19 protein-coding genes are annotated in these 17,106 nt (G+C 56.3%); 7 read left to right on the top strand and 12 right to left on the bottom strand.

Annotated elements, in window-relative coordinates; translation table 11 throughout:
• Positions 1–3: 3 nt before the first annotated feature.
• Positions 4–429: a DUF2231 domain-containing protein gene (locus tag ITX55_RS02065; protein WP_108682306.1), complete on the bottom strand. Its 426-nt coding sequence runs from the start codon at positions 427–429 to the stop codon at positions 4–6.
• Positions 430–597: 168 nt separating this feature from the next.
• Between ITX55_RS02065 and ITX55_RS02070 the strand changes: the two genes are divergently transcribed.
• Complete coding sequence (locus ITX55_RS02070) at positions 598–1,056, top strand: YbaK/EbsC family protein (RefSeq protein ID WP_042784516.1); 459 nt, start codon at positions 598–600, stop codon at positions 1,054–1,056.
• Positions 1,057–1,138: 82 nt separating this feature from the next.
• On the opposite strand, the gene ITX55_RS02075 is transcribed toward ITX55_RS02070, so the two are convergent.
• Positions 1,139–1,516, bottom strand: coding sequence for a VOC family protein (locus tag ITX55_RS02075; protein WP_042784515.1), 378 nt, complete (start codon positions 1,514–1,516; stop codon positions 1,139–1,141).
• 24 nt (positions 1,517–1,540) lie between these two features.
• On the opposite strand from ITX55_RS02075, the gene ITX55_RS02080 reads away from it, so the two are divergent.
• On the top strand, positions 1,541–1,756 hold the full coding sequence (locus tag ITX55_RS02080; protein ID WP_072627643.1) for a hypothetical protein: 216 nt from the start codon (positions 1,541–1,543) through the stop codon (positions 1,754–1,756).
• Between the two features lie 507 nt (positions 1,757–2,263).
• On the opposite strand, the gene ITX55_RS23965 is transcribed toward ITX55_RS02080, so the two are convergent.
• The 3 genes from ITX55_RS23965 to ITX55_RS02090 form a co-directional block, all read right to left on the bottom strand.
• The gene (locus ITX55_RS23965; RefSeq protein WP_255612163.1) at positions 2,264–2,386 is read right to left on the bottom strand and encodes a hypothetical protein; all 123 of its coding nucleotides are present in this window, start codon (positions 2,384–2,386) and stop codon (positions 2,264–2,266) included.
• 6 nt (positions 2,387–2,392) lie between these two features.
• Positions 2,393–2,773 (bottom strand): DUF4440 domain-containing protein, encoded by a 381-nt coding sequence (locus ITX55_RS02085; protein ID WP_033643099.1) that lies wholly within the window; start codon positions 2,771–2,773, stop codon positions 2,393–2,395.
• A 407-nt stretch (positions 2,774–3,180) separates the two neighbouring features.
• Positions 3,181–4,266: an NAD(P)-dependent alcohol dehydrogenase gene (locus ITX55_RS02090; RefSeq protein ID WP_197755945.1), complete on the bottom strand. Its 1,086-nt coding sequence runs from the start codon at positions 4,264–4,266 to the stop codon at positions 3,181–3,183.
• 293 nt (positions 4,267–4,559) lie between these two features.
• On the opposite strand from ITX55_RS02090, the gene ITX55_RS02095 reads away from it, so the two are divergent.
• Positions 4,560–4,973, top strand: a complete 414-nt coding sequence (locus ITX55_RS02095; protein WP_108680738.1) for an energy transducer TonB — start codon at positions 4,560–4,562, stop codon at positions 4,971–4,973.
• A gap of 30 nt (positions 4,974–5,003) precedes the next feature.
• Here the strand turns inward: ITX55_RS02095 and ITX55_RS02100 are convergent, their stop codons facing one another.
• A complete protein-coding gene (locus ITX55_RS02100; RefSeq protein WP_033643082.1) occupies positions 5,004–5,318 on the bottom strand; it encodes a helix-turn-helix transcriptional regulator in 315 nt (104 codons plus the stop codon).
• 192 nt (positions 5,319–5,510) lie between these two features.
• Here ITX55_RS02100 and ITX55_RS02105 point away from each other — a divergent pair, with 192 nt between their 5' ends.
• Together ITX55_RS02105 and ITX55_RS02110 are read left to right on the top strand one after the other, a co-directional pair.
• Positions 5,511–5,927, top strand: coding sequence for an MAPEG family protein (locus tag ITX55_RS02105; protein ID WP_232094296.1), 417 nt, complete (start codon positions 5,511–5,513; stop codon positions 5,925–5,927).
• Complete coding sequence (locus ITX55_RS02110; protein WP_089191757.1) at positions 5,924–6,280, top strand: thioredoxin family protein; 357 nt, start codon at positions 5,924–5,926, stop codon at positions 6,278–6,280. Before ITX55_RS02105 ends, ITX55_RS02110 begins: the two co-directional genes overlap by 4 nt.
• On the opposite strand, the gene ITX55_RS02115 is transcribed toward ITX55_RS02110, so the two are convergent.
• From ITX55_RS02115 to ITX55_RS02140, 6 genes are all read right to left on the bottom strand, one after another.
• On the bottom strand, positions 6,261–7,796 hold the full coding sequence (locus tag ITX55_RS02115) for a phospholipase D family protein (protein WP_197755946.1): 1,536 nt from the start codon (positions 7,794–7,796) through the stop codon (positions 6,261–6,263). The two genes, ITX55_RS02110 and ITX55_RS02115, sit on opposite strands and share 20 nt — an antisense overlap.
• A 52-nt stretch (positions 7,797–7,848) precedes the next feature.
• The gene (locus tag ITX55_RS02120; RefSeq protein WP_255612164.1) at positions 7,849–8,673 is read right to left on the bottom strand and encodes a helix-turn-helix domain-containing protein; all 825 of its coding nucleotides are present in this window, start codon (positions 8,671–8,673) and stop codon (positions 7,849–7,851) included.
• 357 nt (positions 8,674–9,030) lie between these two features.
• The gene (locus ITX55_RS02125) at positions 9,031–9,348 is read right to left on the bottom strand and encodes a cupin domain-containing protein (protein WP_033643078.1); all 318 of its coding nucleotides are present in this window, start codon (positions 9,346–9,348) and stop codon (positions 9,031–9,033) included.
• A 309-nt stretch (positions 9,349–9,657) separates the two neighbouring features.
• Positions 9,658–11,436 carry a sensor domain-containing phosphodiesterase gene (locus ITX55_RS02130; RefSeq protein ID WP_223084749.1) on the bottom strand — a complete coding sequence of 593 codons (1,779 nt, stop codon included), beginning with the start codon at positions 11,434–11,436 and terminating at the stop codon, positions 9,658–9,660.
• A gap of 4 nt (positions 11,437–11,440) precedes the next feature.
• Positions 11,441–13,321 carry a PAS domain S-box protein gene (locus tag ITX55_RS02135; RefSeq protein WP_223084751.1) on the bottom strand — a complete coding sequence of 627 codons (1,881 nt, stop codon included), beginning with the start codon at positions 13,319–13,321 and terminating at the stop codon, positions 11,441–11,443.
• Between the two features lie 196 nt (positions 13,322–13,517).
• Positions 13,518–13,925, bottom strand: a complete 408-nt coding sequence (locus tag ITX55_RS02140) for a MerR family transcriptional regulator (protein ID WP_089194745.1) — start codon at positions 13,923–13,925, stop codon at positions 13,518–13,520.
• A 70-nt stretch (positions 13,926–13,995) separates the two neighbouring features.
• Between ITX55_RS02140 and ITX55_RS02145 the strand changes: the two genes are divergently transcribed.
• Both ITX55_RS02145 and ITX55_RS02150 read left to right on the top strand, forming a co-directional pair.
• Positions 13,996–15,216, top strand: coding sequence for an NADH:flavin oxidoreductase/NADH oxidase family protein (locus tag ITX55_RS02145; RefSeq protein WP_223084755.1), 1,221 nt, complete (start codon positions 13,996–13,998; stop codon positions 15,214–15,216).
• 505 nt (positions 15,217–15,721) lie between these two features.
• The gene (locus ITX55_RS02150) at positions 15,722–17,104 is read left to right on the top strand and encodes a diaminobutyrate--2-oxoglutarate transaminase (protein ID WP_071845182.1); all 1,383 of its coding nucleotides are present in this window, start codon (positions 15,722–15,724) and stop codon (positions 17,102–17,104) included.
• Positions 17,105–17,106 lie beyond the last annotated feature (2 nt).

Below are 17,106 nucleotides of genomic sequence, written 5' to 3' on the forward strand. Positions count from 1 at the left end.
TCCTTATTTTGCGCGGGCGCCAAGGGCCAGCAGAATATTCGCCAGGCTGAGCAGCGCGACCACGATCGCAGACAGCACCAGGCCTTGGGGCACCACGGCATACGCATCCCGGCTATGCACGAAAGCGTTGATAATGGCGAGAACGATGGCCAGCAAATTCAGCCAGAAATGGAGTTTGACCGACGATCCCCGCAGCCGAGTGCTGCCGAACCATACCTGTACCAGGTTAATCAGGCGGGGAATGATGGCAAAAATCAGGCCGATGGCAATTAGCCAACTTGCGCCATTGACCCACTGAATATTAGCGGTACAGGCATAAATGATGTCGAAAATCAGCGCCGCGGTGAAAAATCCGTAAGGTATTGGGTTGAGCCATTCATAGACGGCCACTGCGGCCGCTGAGGGCCTTGCTGTCGTTTGCGTGGTCATGCAGGCATCTCCATGAAAAATGATGGGTAAAAAGGCCATTGGCCCCTTAAAGCTTTGTTCAGATCCAGCGATTTGAACAATTTTGATTCTCATTTTTAGCATGCGATGTTAAAACCGAAACCATCACTTCGGCATTATCAATGGTTTAGCAATATCAGGAGGCAGGGCATGAGCATAGAACGCGTTCAGCGTTTTCTGGCCGAGCACGCACCGGAGACGACGGTGACGGTGCTGGCAAAGAACACCGCAACGGTGGCGCTGGCGGCAGAAGCCTTTGGCGTGGAGAGCGGGCAGATCGCCAAGACGCTTTCGTTTCGCGTTAACGGCGATGTGGTGCTGCTGGTGATGGCGGGAACTGCCAGAATCGACAACAAGAAGTACAAGCAATTCTTCGGCGTGAAGGCGCGTATGCTGCCGGCGGAAGAGGTTGAAGCATTAACCGGCTATCCGCCCGGCGGCGTTTGTCCCTTTGCCGCACCGGAGGCGGTGAGGATCTACTGCGATCATAGCCTGCGCGCTTTCGATGAAGTGCTTCCGGCAGGCGGCAGCGATAACTCTGGCGTGAGAATTGCGCCACAGCGGCTGGCCGGCATCACGGGAGCGGAGTGGATTGACGTGACGGGGTAACTAATAGTGACACCGTCACTATGCATTATGTTAAATTTAGAATCTTTACCTCTGTGTAATTTTCTGTTTTAAAAGGGAAAAACTAGTCGTTCGCGTTGTGGCAAACCGCCTCGATATTATGGCCATCCGGACCAATGACAAACGCCGCATAGTAGTGGGCATGATAATTGGGGCGTAAACCGGGCGCGCCATTGTCTTTGCCGCCGGCGCTTAACGCGGCGTGATAGAACGCATCGACCTGTTCACGGCTGCTTGCGGTAAATGCCAGGTGCAGATGCGCCGGTTTTTCATCGGTCTGAAACAGGCATAATGACACGTTACCCCGATCGGGACACAGCTCAACGCCATAATCGGGTTCACCTTCGGCAACGATCTTTACGCCCAGTGGCGCCAGCGCATTAAGGAAAAACGCTTTGCTCAGAGCAAAGTCGCTGACGCCAAATTTCACATGGTCAAACATGGGGATGTCCTGGAGTGTGGAAGAATGTTCCCATTCAGTATAGCCAACGCCATGAAGGCCACCGGAAACGGTGAAGACGAACGCCAGTACGCATTTGGCAGGCAGAAGTTGTTCATTTTTATGGCGCGTTTTGGTGAAATCTGCAGTATCGCAGTAGCCATGTTTTATCAGATTTCACGTAGCGCGATCAAAAAAGCGGGGGGATTTCGCCTCAATATCCGCAGAGATGCATCGACATAAGCGTGCCCGGTCATCATTAATGGCAGAACGCATTTATCTATGATCCTCAGTGGGTGGAACGTGATAAAGCTGAAACTTCGCGAGATATTGGCTGGCGTGTTAACGGCTGTCCATCACATCGGCAGAGTTGGCTGGCGGCCAAACCAACGATTGATAATTTTGCTGGGAGGTTAAGCGGCGTTGGAACGCCAGGTACCGAAATCCTGGGAAGCGGCAAGCGCATGCCTCACATGCATGCATTTACTGCAGGAAGTGAACAGGCGACAGGCATTGGGTGTTCAGAGATTTTTGCGCAAACATCATGGTGTCGCTCAGCAATAAGCGGCAATGGCAATGAAGCCTGCAGCGAAAACTCGACGGCTTAAGACCAGCTGAAAAACGAATTCGTTCAACGGTATGAGCAACGGGCGTTGAAATGGTTGGCCACAGGAGAAAACCCATGATCAAGCCAGGACGCCAGAATCCACGTATAACCACATTGGTGCGCATAATGTATATTATGTTAAATTACATCATTGGGTACGCACCGCCGTTAGCCTGGCCGTCCTTTCTCACCTCACCTTCAAGCCTTATCAGGCTGCTAACCTTTTTTATGTTTAAGCCCATCATCAGCTCGTTCAGTTTCAGCACCTCAGTTTAATCCTCGGTCGGTGTGCCCTGATGAAACCGCATTTGCCAACCGGCCTTTTCCGTCAGCATCCAAATCGACGACCGTTCTGTGCAACGAATGGCGTTGCCTTGCGCGTTGCGTTGAAAACTCTTATACGTCAGCAACACGGCGCCTTCACTGATTTTCGCCAGCGTAAAACCTTCGGCAACAATCTGCGGATGCTCAGTTTCCATTTCCAGCGCCGCAACGGTCTGGCGTTTGTCATAACGCAGACCTGAGCGAGCAATCTCTTCAAAGTCTTCATGCAGCAATGCCGCGACGCGCTGCGGATCGCGGCGCACCGATGGCTGATGCAGTTCAACCTCAAGCGTCTGGATTTGGCTAAACAACTTTGCAGAATGCGTCAAAATGCCCTCCTTTTTGATCGCGCTACGTGAAATCTGGCAAACTTCGGCAGTCAATCTACACCAGAATGACTCTTGTGAAACCTGACTATTCCCAGGATTCCTTCTCAAATAGGCGCTTCTTTATCCAACCGACTAATCGCTTCACTTTGTACTTCATTCCAGGGTTGGCCTACTTTACCGAGCAAAAATTGAAATAGCGGCGTGTAATCCATGCCATGTTGTATCCGCCCATGCATACTTTCACGCATCGGCAACGGCTCATCGTCCGCCTGTTTTCCATGGGGCCTCTGGAGGTAACACTTTCTCTTTTATAGAGTTTTTTCTTTTTATCTCGATGCGCTCTCATCAAACTTCGATAGTGACATTGTCACTAAAATGAGAAGCCTCACGCCTATTTCCCCAAAATGTTACGGGGTTATCGCCAACTTAATCACGCCATCGCGCTTTTCAGAGAACAGGCGGTAAGCCTCGGCAATATTCTCCAGCCGAAAACGATGCGTCACAAACGGCGTGAGATCCAAACTGCCATGCTGAATCACGTTCATCATTCTGCGCATTCGCTCCTTGCCGCCGGGGCACAGAGCCGACCGAATCGTATGATCGCCCAACCCATAGGCAAACGCCTCTACGGGCAATTGAATATCGTCACTATAGACGCCAAGGCTCGACAGGGTCCCACCGGGTTTTAAGACACGCAGCGCCTGATTAAAGGTGGTTTGCGTCCCCAAACACTCGATGCTGGCGTCAACACCGCGCCCTGCCGTAATCTTGAATATTTCATCAATCACATCGGTTTCCTTGTAATTCAGCAACACGTTTGCCCCCATCTTTCCCGCCATCATCAGCTTCTCAGGAGAGCTGCTGATGGCAATAATCAGGCTCGCGCCCTGCAGGCGAGCGCCCGCTGTGGCGCATAAACCGATCGGGCCTTGGGCGAAAATGGCCACCGTATCGCCAATTTTAATGTTGGCGTTTTCCGCCCCTTTGAATCCGGTAGACATCACATCCGGACACATCAGCACCTGTTCATCCGTCAGATTATCAGGTATGGGCGCCAGATTGGCTTCAGCATCAGGCACCAATACATATTCAGCCTGGGTGCCGTCGATAACGTTGCCGAAGCGCCATCCCGCCGTGGCTTTATATCCATGGCAACGACATTCGGGCAAATAAGAACCGTCCTGCGCGGGAAAATCGTCCTGACAAGAATAGGAGGTGAATGAGGGACAAATAGCCCCAGCCAATGCCCGCTGTCCCTCTTGAAAGCCTTTAACATCACTTCCTAATTTTTCTATAATGCCGACCGGCTCATGGCCAATGGTCAGCAGACGAGGTACCGCATATTCCCCTTTGAGGATATGAATATCCGTGCCGCAGATCGTCGTCGTGGTTATTTTGAGCAAAGCATCATTGGGGCCAGGAGAAGGAATAGGTTTTTCAACAAGTTCTATCCGGCCCTTTTCGATAAAGGCAGCGGCTTTCATCATGCGCATAGCGGAAGATCCTTTGGTTTCTGTCGAAGTGGTTACAGAAAAGAATAATCCAATAGACCGTTTTTTCCGATTTTAATACCTTCCGATATAATTAAAATCACCAGTAATAGCTGCCCGTGAATAATATTAAAAATATAATTAAATAATATGACGTCCAGTGAAATCCGCTTTATCACCCTGATGAAAAACACGGCCGCTTTACATTGACAGACGTTGCATAATTTCTCTTTCTAAATACCCCAGGCTGAGGGAAAATATGCGTTATCTGAGTGATAAATCATGCAGGGAACGCAATGCCACGATTCACCCTTCTCGCGCTTGGTCTGGCACTCGCCGGCTGCGCGCCAATGCAACCCGATGGCTGTGAAAAAGCCAGTGCGGTGAATGATTGCATTTATGCCTGGCGTGCAGGCAGCGATGTTCCAACGGCAAAGCAACCGCCTAACCTGGGATGCGACGGACAAGTTTTTTATGAGCGGCCGCACTATTCCGCCTCTGCGAAGGCAGAAAAACGCGAAGGCGAAGTGAGCGCAACGTTTGATGTTGATGATAAGGGTAAAGCCAGAAATATCGTGCTGACGGGCACTCCAGAGTTCTATCGCGACACCAAAAGCGCCATTGCACGCAGCTGCTGGATACCGGGCCGCATTCATGAAACGGCATTGTTTACTTTTAAACTCTCTGGTGATGCAGAAACCAACCGATAAGCGAATCTCGGCCGGCGATCAACACCCTGTTCACTTCGGCGCGTAAATCTCTCTGAGCGTGGCGATCACTTTCGCCACGTTTGGGTCATCGATGCGGTAAAACAGGGTTTGCGCTTCGCGTCGGTACGTTACCAGACCTTCATTGCGCATTTTCGCCAGGTGCTGCGACAGCGCCGATTGGCTGAGCGGCACCAACTGTTGAAGCTCCCCCACGGCAATCTCATCGTGTTTCAATAGCAGGCAAAGCACCAGCAAACGGTGTTCGTTGCCTATCGCTTTCAACAGCCTGGCGGCCTCAATCGCCCCTTCATTCAAAAAGGGATCCTGCTTAGCTTTTGCATTCATGGTCAATCACGGCCCCGTCATCATTCAGCCGCATTATAGCGGCTTTCAGGCGCCGGCACAGCATTACATTAGCATCCATTAAATTAGATATTGCTAATTTATATAATTCTAATATAACCTTGTATTCAAGCCGAGCGGCTCTCCGTGAGGCCGCAGGCTCTTTCCCAACACAAGTGAGAATGCGTTATGAATATGCCAACCCTGGTGTTGCTGGCGTTTGCCGGCTGGACATTATTGATTCTATTCGGCACCGTCGGCGTTTATCGCTGGTCCCGAATTTTAACCGGCCGCGCCACGGTCAGCGAATGGCAAGCGAACAAACCGCAGGGCAGCGATGGCTACCAGCGCGCCATTGCGGCGCATCGCAACTGCATTGAAAATTTGCCGGTTTATGCCGCCCTCGTTGTAGCGACAGCCGTATTTCAGGTGGAAAGCACGACGCTGAATATCTTGTCTCTGGCCCTGCTCGGCGCGCGCATTGCGCAGAGCCTGGTTCACATCGGTTTCGAGCAGACGGAGAAAGTCGCCACCTGGCGCTTCGCTTTCTTTTTCACGCAAATCGTCACGATGATTTGGATGGGGATAGAGATCGTCAGGAGCCTGCCATGACGATCACGAACCTGGCAGAGCCCCATGAGGTGACCCGTTTCCTCTATGACGCAGACAAACCCGAGGGGCAGCGGGCCATCCTCTACTTTTCCGCCTCCTGGTGCCGCCCTTGTCAGAATATGCAGGGGATCGTTGAACAGCTGCACCGTCACGCCAACGAGATCGCCTTCGGCCGCATTGACGTCGCGCAGGCGCCGACAGTCGCCCCTGCGTTCGGCATCAAATCCGTGCCCTCCCTCGCCCTGTTTGAGGATGCGCGCCTCATCGCAATCATCGCGGGCGAGGTTCCCTTGCAACGGCTGTCACACCGGGTGGCGACGGCCTTCGCCGGCGTTACAGCATCCACTCGATAGGCAGCCAGCCGGCCACGGTAAGAACGATGCGTTTTACCCAGCCGGCGCCGGGTTCTTGCTGGTGCACCTCGGTGTGGCCGTCTTCGAAGGCTTCTTTCCACACCATTTTGCCTTCGGGCGTCAATACCGGCCGATAGGCGGCGTATTCGAGCGGGCCATCAAACAGTTGGCGGGTGTCGGCCGCCAGCGACGGGCTGTCGATCAAGAATCCCATTTCGCAGTTCAGGTGCGCCGAGCGCGGATCGAAATTGAACGAGCCGATAAACACCCGTTTGTCATCGATGGCGAAGGTTTTGGCATGCAGCGCCGCACCGGACAGCCCCAGCGGCTTGAGTTCCTTGCGCCCCGTCGGTTGCCCGGCGCGCAGCTTCAGCTCGAACAGCTCGACGCCCGCCTGCAGCAGCTCACGCCGGTATTTGGCGTAGCCGGCGTGGACCACCAGCACGTCGGTGGTGTTCATCGCGTTGGTCAGCACGCGGATGGATTTTCCCTGCTTGGCGAGCGATTCAAAGAAGGTTGCCCCTTCCCGCCCCGGCACGAAATAGGCGGAGACCAGATCCAATTGCCGGCTGACGCCGCCGATGATCTTGCCCAGCTGCGTCACCATCAAGCGATCGCGCGACGCTTTGCCCAATCCCTTCGCCGGATCGTCGGCCACCAGCTCTACCTGGGTGAATTCCGGCTGCACGGCGCCATCGCGAAAGCGCACCGCACTGGTTTCCAGCTGCACCGCCAATTTACGGGCGCGCTCGCTGGTTTCGGTTGCGGCGGCCTGCGACAGGAATGCCGAGAGGTTGCCCTGGCCCCGGATAATTTGCTCAACGCCGAATACCGAGGCGCTGTTCCAGTAGTGATCGAAGACATCGGCGGTCTCCGCCACCACCCTGCCGACGCTCAACACGTCGAGATCGAGGAAATAGTTCTCGTCGCCGACCTGGAAATACTCATCGCCAATGTTGCGGCCGCCGATGATCGCCACGGCGCCATCGACGATGTAGGACTTGTTATGCATACGCCGGTTCATGCGCATAAAGTCGAAGGCGTAACCGGCCAGCTTCGGCGTACGTACGGTAGACGGGTTGAACAGACGGATCTCGACGTTTTTCTGCGCGTTCAGCGCCGCCAGCGTCTCATCCATGGCAACGCCGTTATCGTCCAGCAGCAGCCGCACACGCACGCCGCGTTGGGCGGCGTCATACAGGGTTTTCAGCAAGATCTGCCCGGAGGTGTCGTTATGCCAGATATAGTACTGGGCATCGATCGACCTTTCCGCCATCCGCGCCAACGCCAGGCGGCTGGCGAACGCATCGTGGCCGCTGACCAGCGGCACCACGCCGCTCAGGCCGGGATGCGCCGCCATCTGTTCGGCGGCCCGCGCCGGCAATAGCGCGGCAGGATCCGCCGGCAATGCCGCCTGCGGCAGACGCTGCGAAATATCCGGCAAACGAAAGATGACTCTTGCCGCAATAATGGCGATCGTCACGGCGATAATCAGGTACACGACAATTTTTATCACGGGAAGCGGCCTCGGAGGTTGACTGCTTTGCTTTATACGTCATTAGGTTGCTTCAATCTATAGGAGAAGCGCGCTCTGCAATTCGGCTATAGCGTAAATCGCGAAGGCGAAACGCCAAACAGTTTTTTAAACGCCACCGAATAGGCGCTGTGGCTCTCATAACCGCTTTCGAAGCGGCGTGTATGATGGAGTGGCCGGCCAACAGCAGCGGAATGGACGACAGCAGCCGCAGACGCTGTTTCCACTGGCCAAAGGTGATGCCGGTTTGTTGAGTAAAGTGACGCTGGAAGGTTTTCGCGCTGATCGACAGTGAATCCGCCCAGATCTCAATGCCGCGATCGTCGGCCGGCGTGATGACCAACTGCCGGCAAATGTCGGCCATTCTCGCTTCCATCGGCCAGGGGAGATGCAGCGCCAGCTGCGGCTGCAGGCTCAGTTCCTCGAGGAACAGCGCTCTGAGCAGCGCGTGGCGTTTGGTTTCCTCGCCCTCGGGTGCCAGCGTCGCCAGTTGGGCGATCAACTCCCGCAGCAGCGGTGACACCTGCAAAACGCCGTCGCGCAACGGCAACCGCGCGGCGGTGAATTCATCGACAAAAATCCCGTAAACGCAGATATTGCTCTGCATGACCAGCTGATGCTCCACCCCCGGCCGCAGCCAGACCGCGGTGGTTGGCGGCACGATCCAACGCCCGCTGCCCGCCTCGACCGCCATCACTCCCTGTTGCGAATAGAGCAAATGGCAACGTTTATGCGAGTGGAAAGGAACGACAAAGCCTGCCGGATAGTGTTTCACCAGCCCTGTCACCTCGAACGAGGAATTCTCGTGGCTGCTCAGGTTGATGCGTTTCGTTTCGGCGTTGTCGACTTCGAATCCCATGGTCGTTTGTCCCTTTTGATAACGCGAATGTCTTTTATTTGATAGAGAGGCCGCATGATCCTCCATATAGTGACGTTCTCGCAAGCCACACCAGGGGCCTTATGCGAATAAACTCACTATGACACCCACATTTCATCGTTCTGCGTGGTAACGGGGCGATGACATTGTGCATGCGCTGCACAATGGCGGCAACGTTGCGGGGGCGACGGAGGCCGAAAGTGATGGAAAGGGAAAGCGCGGTGGATTGAATCAGGAGGTTTATGCCTAGTCAGCAGGTAGCTTAGCCTGGGGGGCGGCTCAATGCTGAAGGGATAGGGAGAGCGCCTAGGCTCTCCGCTATCCCTTCTTGTCAATACGTCAACGGGCCAGTTCGGCGCCGTCCAGCTCGGAAATCGCCAGACAAATCACTTCCGTTATGGCCTCTACCGTATAGGCGGTATTGGCAGGAATGATTAACATCTCATGAGGTTGCAGCGTCTGATCGTCAACCTTCAGTTCACCGCTCAGCACCATCAGTTTCACCCATCCCGGATGAAAACGCGCCGGTTGTCGGCTGCCCGCATCCAGCTTCAGCAACGCCGTATGGCCCGGCGTCTCCCGTTTCAAAATATGAAAGCGCACCCCATCGTAAGGCATGTTTTCGTAATGCAGTGACGCCAGTGTTCTCTTATGCATGGTAAGTGTCCTCGTGACCTGTGAGTAGCTGCTCCGCCTTCGGTCGCCGTAAAAACGTTTGGCGGCTGTCCCTACCGAAAGCACCGTCTCGCAGCCTCTTGGCGAACGGATTAACTGTCGTGCTTGCAGCGGCCTGTACGGCCTCCGCTTCATGCCTAACCTGCCTCAGGCATGCTAATAAATATATAAGAGCCTCGCCAACGGCGCAAAAAACCACTGCAACGTTGAGCGCATTACGGACAGTCATGGCCTGCGCCTGGGTGAGAATCGCCGGCGATTTCCGGTTGGCGCGCCATGAGCGGCGTTGCCTCAGGCATTTCGCCGCTGCTGTCCGTGAATGTTGACGAGCGCGCACAGCTTTTCCAACGTCACCGCCGGTGAAAAATAGAAGCCCTGTACGACATCGCACCGATACTCGGTCAGGTAGTGGAGCGACTCCAGGTCTTCCACCCCTTCCGCCAAGACTTCATAGTTGAGTTTATGCAGCATATCGATGATGCTTTGCACGATGATGCGGCTTTCCGCATCGCTCTTCAGCAGTCTTATCAGGGAGGCGTCCAGTTTGACGACGTCGGCGGGGATATGGCGCAGATAGTTTAAATTGCTGTAGCCGGCGCCGAAATCATCCAGTGCGATGCGATGCCCGTTGGCCTTGAGCGCATGCAGACAGGCCAACGCCGCGCTGCTTTCCTGAATGCGTTGCGACTCCAGGCACTCTATCTCAATGTCCCCCGCCTGCAGCCCGCGCCGGGTGATGGCTTCATTCAACCGTGCCGCAAAGTGCCGCTCGGCCAGATTGCCGGCCGTCACGTTGATCGAGATGGGAAACGCGATCCCCGCTTCACGCATCAACAACAACTGTTCAATCGACTGCGCGATGACAAACTCGGTCAACGGTTTGATCAGCGAGGTATTTTCCACCAGCGGAATGAACTCCCCCGTCGGGATCGCCCCCCAACGTTCATGCCGCCAACGCAGCAATGCTTCCGCGCCGACGATCCTGCCGCTCGCCAAATCAATCTGCGGTTGGTATTCCAAAAATAGCCCGCGATTATTTTCCTTCAGGCTCTGCGCCAACTCATTAAAAATATTGAAATTATGCTTGCGCGCCGCATCCTTCGGCTCGCTATAGAGGGAGACGGCTCGCCCCTCGTCGATCGAATCATGCAGCGCGCTGGTCGCCTGGCGCAAAATCTCGGGAGGATCGGCATGCGGCGCGGAAAACAACGCATAACCGGCATTAAGCTCCAGGCGCAGCGGCACGGCGCCTCTCACTTCGTGATGCAAACGGTCGGCGCAACGCAACAGATCGCGCTTCGCCTGCGGCATGTGCTGCGCCTCGATAATGACGGCGAAACGTCCGGGCGCGATGCTGTACAGCATGCGCTCACTGAGAAACGTCTCTTTCAGGAAATGGCTGATATCCCCCAGCAGTAACTCTACCGTAGACAGGCCGAAAGAACGCGCCATCTCGTAGGCGTATTGGATATCTATCGTATCGAACAGCAATAACGCGTATTTGCCCGTGTCCGGTAAATTGCCGAGTTCCCCCATCAGCCGCTGTCGATTGGGCAAGCGAGTGATGGCATCGACCAGGCCGATCTCACTCTGCGCTTCAATCAGCTCGCCGACGATGGTGGCCATGCTGCGCAGCAGTTCGACCTGACGGCGAGTCAGATGCTTTGGCTGCGAACCCACGAGGCAGAACGCGCCGATCGTATAGCCTTCGCGGGTGCACAGCGGGATGGCGGCGCAGTGGCGGATCGCCGCGGCGCCGTTGACCATGGGATCCGAGGCAAAGCGTTCATCCGCATGGGTGTCCGGACAAATCAACGCCTCGCCGCTCAGACGAACGAAATTGAACAAGGGGCTGACGAAATCGATCTCCTCGAACCCGACGTCAATGTGCTCGCGGATCCAAATCTTGCGCGTTCCGTGCAGGTAAATGAGGCAGCCCTCGGCCTGTAACAGCTTGCGGGTGATCGTCAGCACCTGATGGATCGCGTCGTCATGGCCGGCGCCCAACCCCGCCAGCGCATCGATGGCCGCCAGGCGCTCGTCTTCGTTCTTACTGAGATGTCGTAACATTGGCTCATAGCTCACAGATGGCGTAAGTGCCTTTGCCGGCGGATTTCGCCTGATACATCGCGCCGTCGGCGCTGGCCAGCAGCATTTCCGGCGTCACGTCCCCACTCGCAGAGATAGCGGCGCCAATGCTGGCGGACAGGCAGACCTTCTGCTGACCGATCTGCGAAATACCGGCCAGCTCCGCCAACACCTTTTCGCAAAACGCGCTGACCTCAGGCCGCGGCGCTGTCAGCGGCCACAGGATCACCGTGAACTCGTCGCCGGCCAGGCGCGAGACGCTGTACCGTTCGTCGGCGCAAGCGCTGAGCAATTTGGCGAACGTCTTCAGGATCAGATCACCGAAGTCATGGCCGTAACTGTCGTTCATGCCCTTAAAACCATCGAGATCGATGAACAACAGGGCCATCTGCCGCTGATGACAGCAGGCTTGCAACGTGCCCGACAACCGGCGCAGAAATGCGCGTCGGTTGGTCAACCCGGTCAGCATGTCGTGCGTGGCGTCATATTCCAATCGTTGCTGCAGCCGCTTCAACTCGGTGATATCCATGGAGAGAATGTAAAAGCCCTGAGCCTCGCACGGCACCAGCGTGGTATGGATCATCAGCAGCCCCTGCTGGGTCTGCAATTCGTTTTCGAAGCTGACCATTTCGCCCGCCAAAGCCCGCGCGATCATCGGCCGAACCATCTGATACACGCTTTCCCCCATGAACTCGCGCACCGTCATGCCCTGCAGGCTGGCCTCTTCCAGACCAAACCAGGTCTTATAGGCGCTATTGGCGAACAGGTAGCGTTCATTGGCGTCGATTTGGCTGATTAACGCCGGCATATTGTCGGTAATGGCGCGCAGGCGTTCTTTTTCCGCACTGAGCTGAGATTCGGCGAGCACCCGCGTTTCTATCTCTTCGTTAAGCTGTTTGACCACCACGTTAAGCTCATGCGTACGAATTTCGACGCGTTCTTCCAGCTCATGCTGCAAGGCATACAGGTCGGCCTCCGCCGCCTTGCGCTCGCTGATGTCGACGATGACCGAGATGAAATGATCCGGCTTGCCGTTCGGCAGCCGATTGAGCGCCACCGTCAGTTCCACCCATACGATCGTGCCATCGGCGCGGAAATAGCGTTTCTCCAGCGAGTAGGTGTCGATCTCGTTTCTCAGCAACTGCTGCAGTTTTTCCAGATCGGTGTTGAGATCGAGCGGATAGGTAATGTCCTGAAAGGTGCGATCCATCAGCTCGCGCTCGGAGTATTGCAGCATTTCACAGATGCGCGGATTGACCCGCAGCCAATACCCCTGCAGCGAAACCAGCGCCATGCCCACCGCCGCCTGAGAGAAAGTCTGTTCGAATAACGCCTCCGTGCGCTGCAGATCGGATTTCAGGTTTTCGGTATAGACGTTGCGTTCGATGCTCTGCAGATACTCTTCCACCACCGCGGCGAAGTCACGCAGGTCGGCCAGTTTATCTTGAGGAAACGGCTGCGGGTGACTGTCGATAATGCATAGCGTGCCGAGCGGCAACCCGTCGAGGGACAGCAGCTGTTGCCCGACGTAGAAGCCGATGCGCGGGCCACCGACCACCAGTGGGTTATCGAAAAAGCGCGGATCCTGCGCGGTATCGGGCACCACCAGCGCTTCGCGTTGCAGAATGGCATGGCCGCAGAACGAGATGTTGCGCGGCGTTTCCCGGACATCCAGGCCATAGCGTGATAAAAACCATTGACGATCGCGGTCGATCAGTGACACCAGCGCAATGGTGACGCCGAAATATTTCGCAGCCAGCCGCGTGATGCGATCCAGCTTTTCTACTGAGTTCGAATCCAGCACGTTCAGCGAATCCAATACCGACAGGCGTTCGGCTTCGTTTTCGGGGAAGCATGGCTCGAGCATGTTGACTCCCATTGTGACACCCACGGATCCGGTGCAGCCGGCCGGCGTGATTCCGTTCAGCCTATCCGTCGGTTAGCGGCAAATATCCTTGTCCATCATAGACTCACTCAGTATCAATCCGATTATGCATTCTCGCCAGCTGGAACAAGGCCTGTCGGCCGGCGTCGTCGCGGCGGCACAGGCCGGGCGCCCCCCGCTAAGCCTTGCAGGGCGGCAGCCCGCCGGCCAGCTTTTCATTTTTGACCTGGCACAACCCCGCCACGCCGGATTCCAACAGAATGCGCCGCGTCGCCATCAACGTCTCACGCTGCTCGTTCAGCGTCGCCATCATCCGCTCGATTTCCGCCAGCCGGCTGTCGACGCCTTGTATCAAACCATCCTGATAGGCGCTGCCCTGCAGCGCCAATACCCCGCGGATCGCCTGCAGCGAGAACCCCAGATTCTGGCCGATTTGGATCAGGTGCAGCCGCTCCAGCGCGCTTTCGCTATACACCCGATATCCGTTAACGCCGCGCACCGCTTTGGGCAGCAGACCCTGCTGTTCGTAGTAACGTATCGCCGAGGCGGCCATGCCGGCGCGCTCCGCCAACTCTCCGATTTTCATGCCCTATTGACCTTAAAGTTAACTTTAAACCTAGTATAGCGCCATTCCCCCTGCGACAGGAACGTACCCGATGTTTACCCCGCTGATTCTGCCCAACGGCAGCCGCTTACCCAACCGTTTGGCCAAAGCCGCGTTGGAAGAAAATCTGGCCGATGAAGGCCAACTGCCCGGCCCCGCGCTATGGCGTCTGTATCGCCACTGGGGTATCGGCGGCGCCGGCCTCATCATCACCGGCAACGTGATGATCGACGGACGCGCCATGACCGGCCCCGGCGGCGTGGTGCTGGAACAGGATACGCCGCTCGAGGCGTTCAAAACCTGGGCGGCGGCCTCGCGCCAGGAAGGCGCGCAGGTATGGATGCAGCTCAGCCACCCGGGCCGTCAGGTGATGGCCAACATGGGCGGCAACGCCTGGGCGCCCTCCGCCATTCCGATGGCGATGGGCAAGTACAGCAAGGCGTTCGCGCAGCCGGAAGCCATGAGCGAAGCGCAGATTGCCGAGGTGATCGTCCGCTTCGCCGCCAGCGCGCACGCCGCCGAAAAGGCCGGGTTTACCGGCGTGCAGATCCACGCGGCGCACGGCTACCTGATCTCCCAGTTCTTGTCGCCGTTGGCCAACCGGCGCAGCGATCGTTGGGGGGGCGAACTGGCGAATCGCGCCCGTCTGCTGCTGGAGGTGGTGCGCGCGGTGCGCCAGCGTGTCTCGCCAGACTTTTGCGTGGCGGTGAAGCTCAATTCAGCCGATTTTCAGCGCGGCGGCTTTTCGCCGGACGAGGCCCGACAGGTGTTGTTGATGCTCAACGAACTGCCGGTCGATCTGGTGGAGTTGTCGGGCGGGAGTTATGAAAGCCCGGCGATGCAGGGGGAAGCCGCAGACGACAGCACCCTGGCGCGCGAAGCCTATTTTCTGACCTTCGCCCGCGATCTCGCCGCAGTAGCGCGCATGCCGGTGATGACCACCGGCGGCATCGCCCGCCCGTCGGTGGCGCAACGGGTGCTGAACAGCGGCGTCGCGGTGGTCGGCATCGCCACCGCCATGGCGGAAATTCCCGATCTGCCGCGCCGCTGGCAAACCGGTGAAGCCCCTCATGCGCTGCCCGCACCGGTAAAATGGCGCGACAAAACGCTGACGCTGCTCGCCCGCATGTCGCTGATCAAGCGCCGCATGCACGCTCTGAGCCGCGATCGGACGCGCAACGTGCGTTACTCACCGCTGTGGTCGCTGCTCATCGATCGGTGGCGCACCCGCCGCACTCTGCGGCGCTATCATGCCTGGTTACGGCAACGTTAATGACCGCGGCGCCGGCAGACACGCCGGCGCCGCACAAAAATCCCGCTGTTTTGATCGCGCTACGTAAAATCTGCAAGAAATCACCACCCTGGATACTGCGCTTTTAACGCTCGACTGCTTATATTCATCACAAATTTTGTGTATATAACCGCTATAGGACTTAAGGTGGTGAATAGATGAAAATAAGCCGCTATTTTCTATTTATGTTATTAATCGGAAATTCACCTTAATAATAAATGCATTAAAGAAGCAGCCAAAGGAAAGCAGAAAAGGATTTTTACGCAATGTTAAAGAAATGTTGTTTTTTGCCGGCAAAACCAACGGTCAACAAATCAACAACATATTGATGAGCCTAAGAAAAAACTAAACAATTCAAAACAAAATCGGCTATTGAGTCCCAGGCGAAAAAGCCATATATTGGTCGCGCTTTTCACAAGGCAGTTACTTTTCTAATTCATTAATTCAATCGTTGCGTCTTGAGACCTTCGGTTGTAGGAGAGATATGATGACGGATAAAGTCCGTATTGATACTTTAGTTGCAAACTCATTAAACGGAAACAATGAAACCTATTTGGCGCGTCAAGCCGAATTTGAGTCGAATGTTAGGAGTTATCCGCGCAAATTGCCGTTGGCAATTGCGAAAGCCCAGGGCGTTTGGATCACTGATGTTGAGAATAATCAATATCTTGATTGCCTGGCCGGGGCGGGAACGTTGGCTCTTGGACATAATCACCCCGACGTCCTGCAAAGCATCCAAAATGTCATTACCAGCGGCTTGCCGTTACATACTCTCGATCTCACGACCCCGTTGAAAGATCGTTTCTCCGACTACCTGCTCTCTCTGTTGCCGGGCGAAGGCAAAGGGTACTGCCTGCAGTTCTGCGGCCCGTCCGGCGCCGATGCGGTGGAAGCCGCGCTGAAGCTGGCGAAAAAACACACCGGCCGTTCCGGCGTGATCAGCTTCTCCGGCGGCTACCACGGCATGACCCACGGCGCGCTGTCGGTCACCGGCAACCTGTCGCCGAAAGCGGCCATCAACGGCATGATGCCGGAAGTGCAATTCATGCCTTATCCGCATGAATACCGCTGCCCGCTGGGCATCGGCGGCGAAGCCGGCGTCAAGGCGCTGACCTACTACTTCGATAATCTGATTAACGACGTGGAAAGCGGCGTGCGTAAACCGGCGGCAGTGATCCTGGAAGCCGTTCAGGGCGAAGGCGGGGTTAACCCGGCCCCGGCCGAGTGGCTGCAGCGCATTCGCAAAGTGACGCAGGAACACGGCATTCTGCTGATCATCGACGAAGTTCAGGCCGGTTTCGCCCGTACGGGCAAGCTGTTCGCCTTCGAACACGCCGGCATCGAGCCGGACATCATCGTGATGTCGAAAGCGGTCGGCGGCGGCTTGCCGCTCGCGGTGCTGGGCATCAAAAAAGAGTTCGATGCCTGGGAACCGGGCCACCACACCGGCACCTTCCGCGGCAACCAGCTGGCGATGGCCACCGGCCTGACCACCCTGCAGTACCTGAAGGAGCATAAGGTCGCCGACAAAGTGGCCGCTCAGGGCGAATGGCTCAAAGGCAAGCTGGCCGAGCTGCAGAAACGTTATCCGGTGATTGGGCACGTCCGCGGTCTGGGCCTGATGATCGGCATCGAGATCGTCAAGCCGAACGAAGCGCAGGATCACATGGGCTGCTACCCGGCCGATGGCGAGCTGTCCGCGCTGCTGCAGAAAAAATGCTTCGAATCCGGCTTGATCCTGGAGCGCGGCGGGCGCAACGGCTGCGTGCTGCGTCTGCTGCCTTCCCTGCTGATCACCAATGATGAGCTGGGTATTTTCCTGGATAAATTTGAGCAGGCGCTGTTGGCCGCCGGCGTCAAGCCAGTCTGATT

The sequence above is a fragment of the Serratia sp. EWG9 genome (assembly GCF_019913725.1).
Taxonomy (GTDB): Bacteria; Pseudomonadota; Gammaproteobacteria; order Enterobacterales; family Enterobacteriaceae; genus Serratia; species Serratia ureilytica.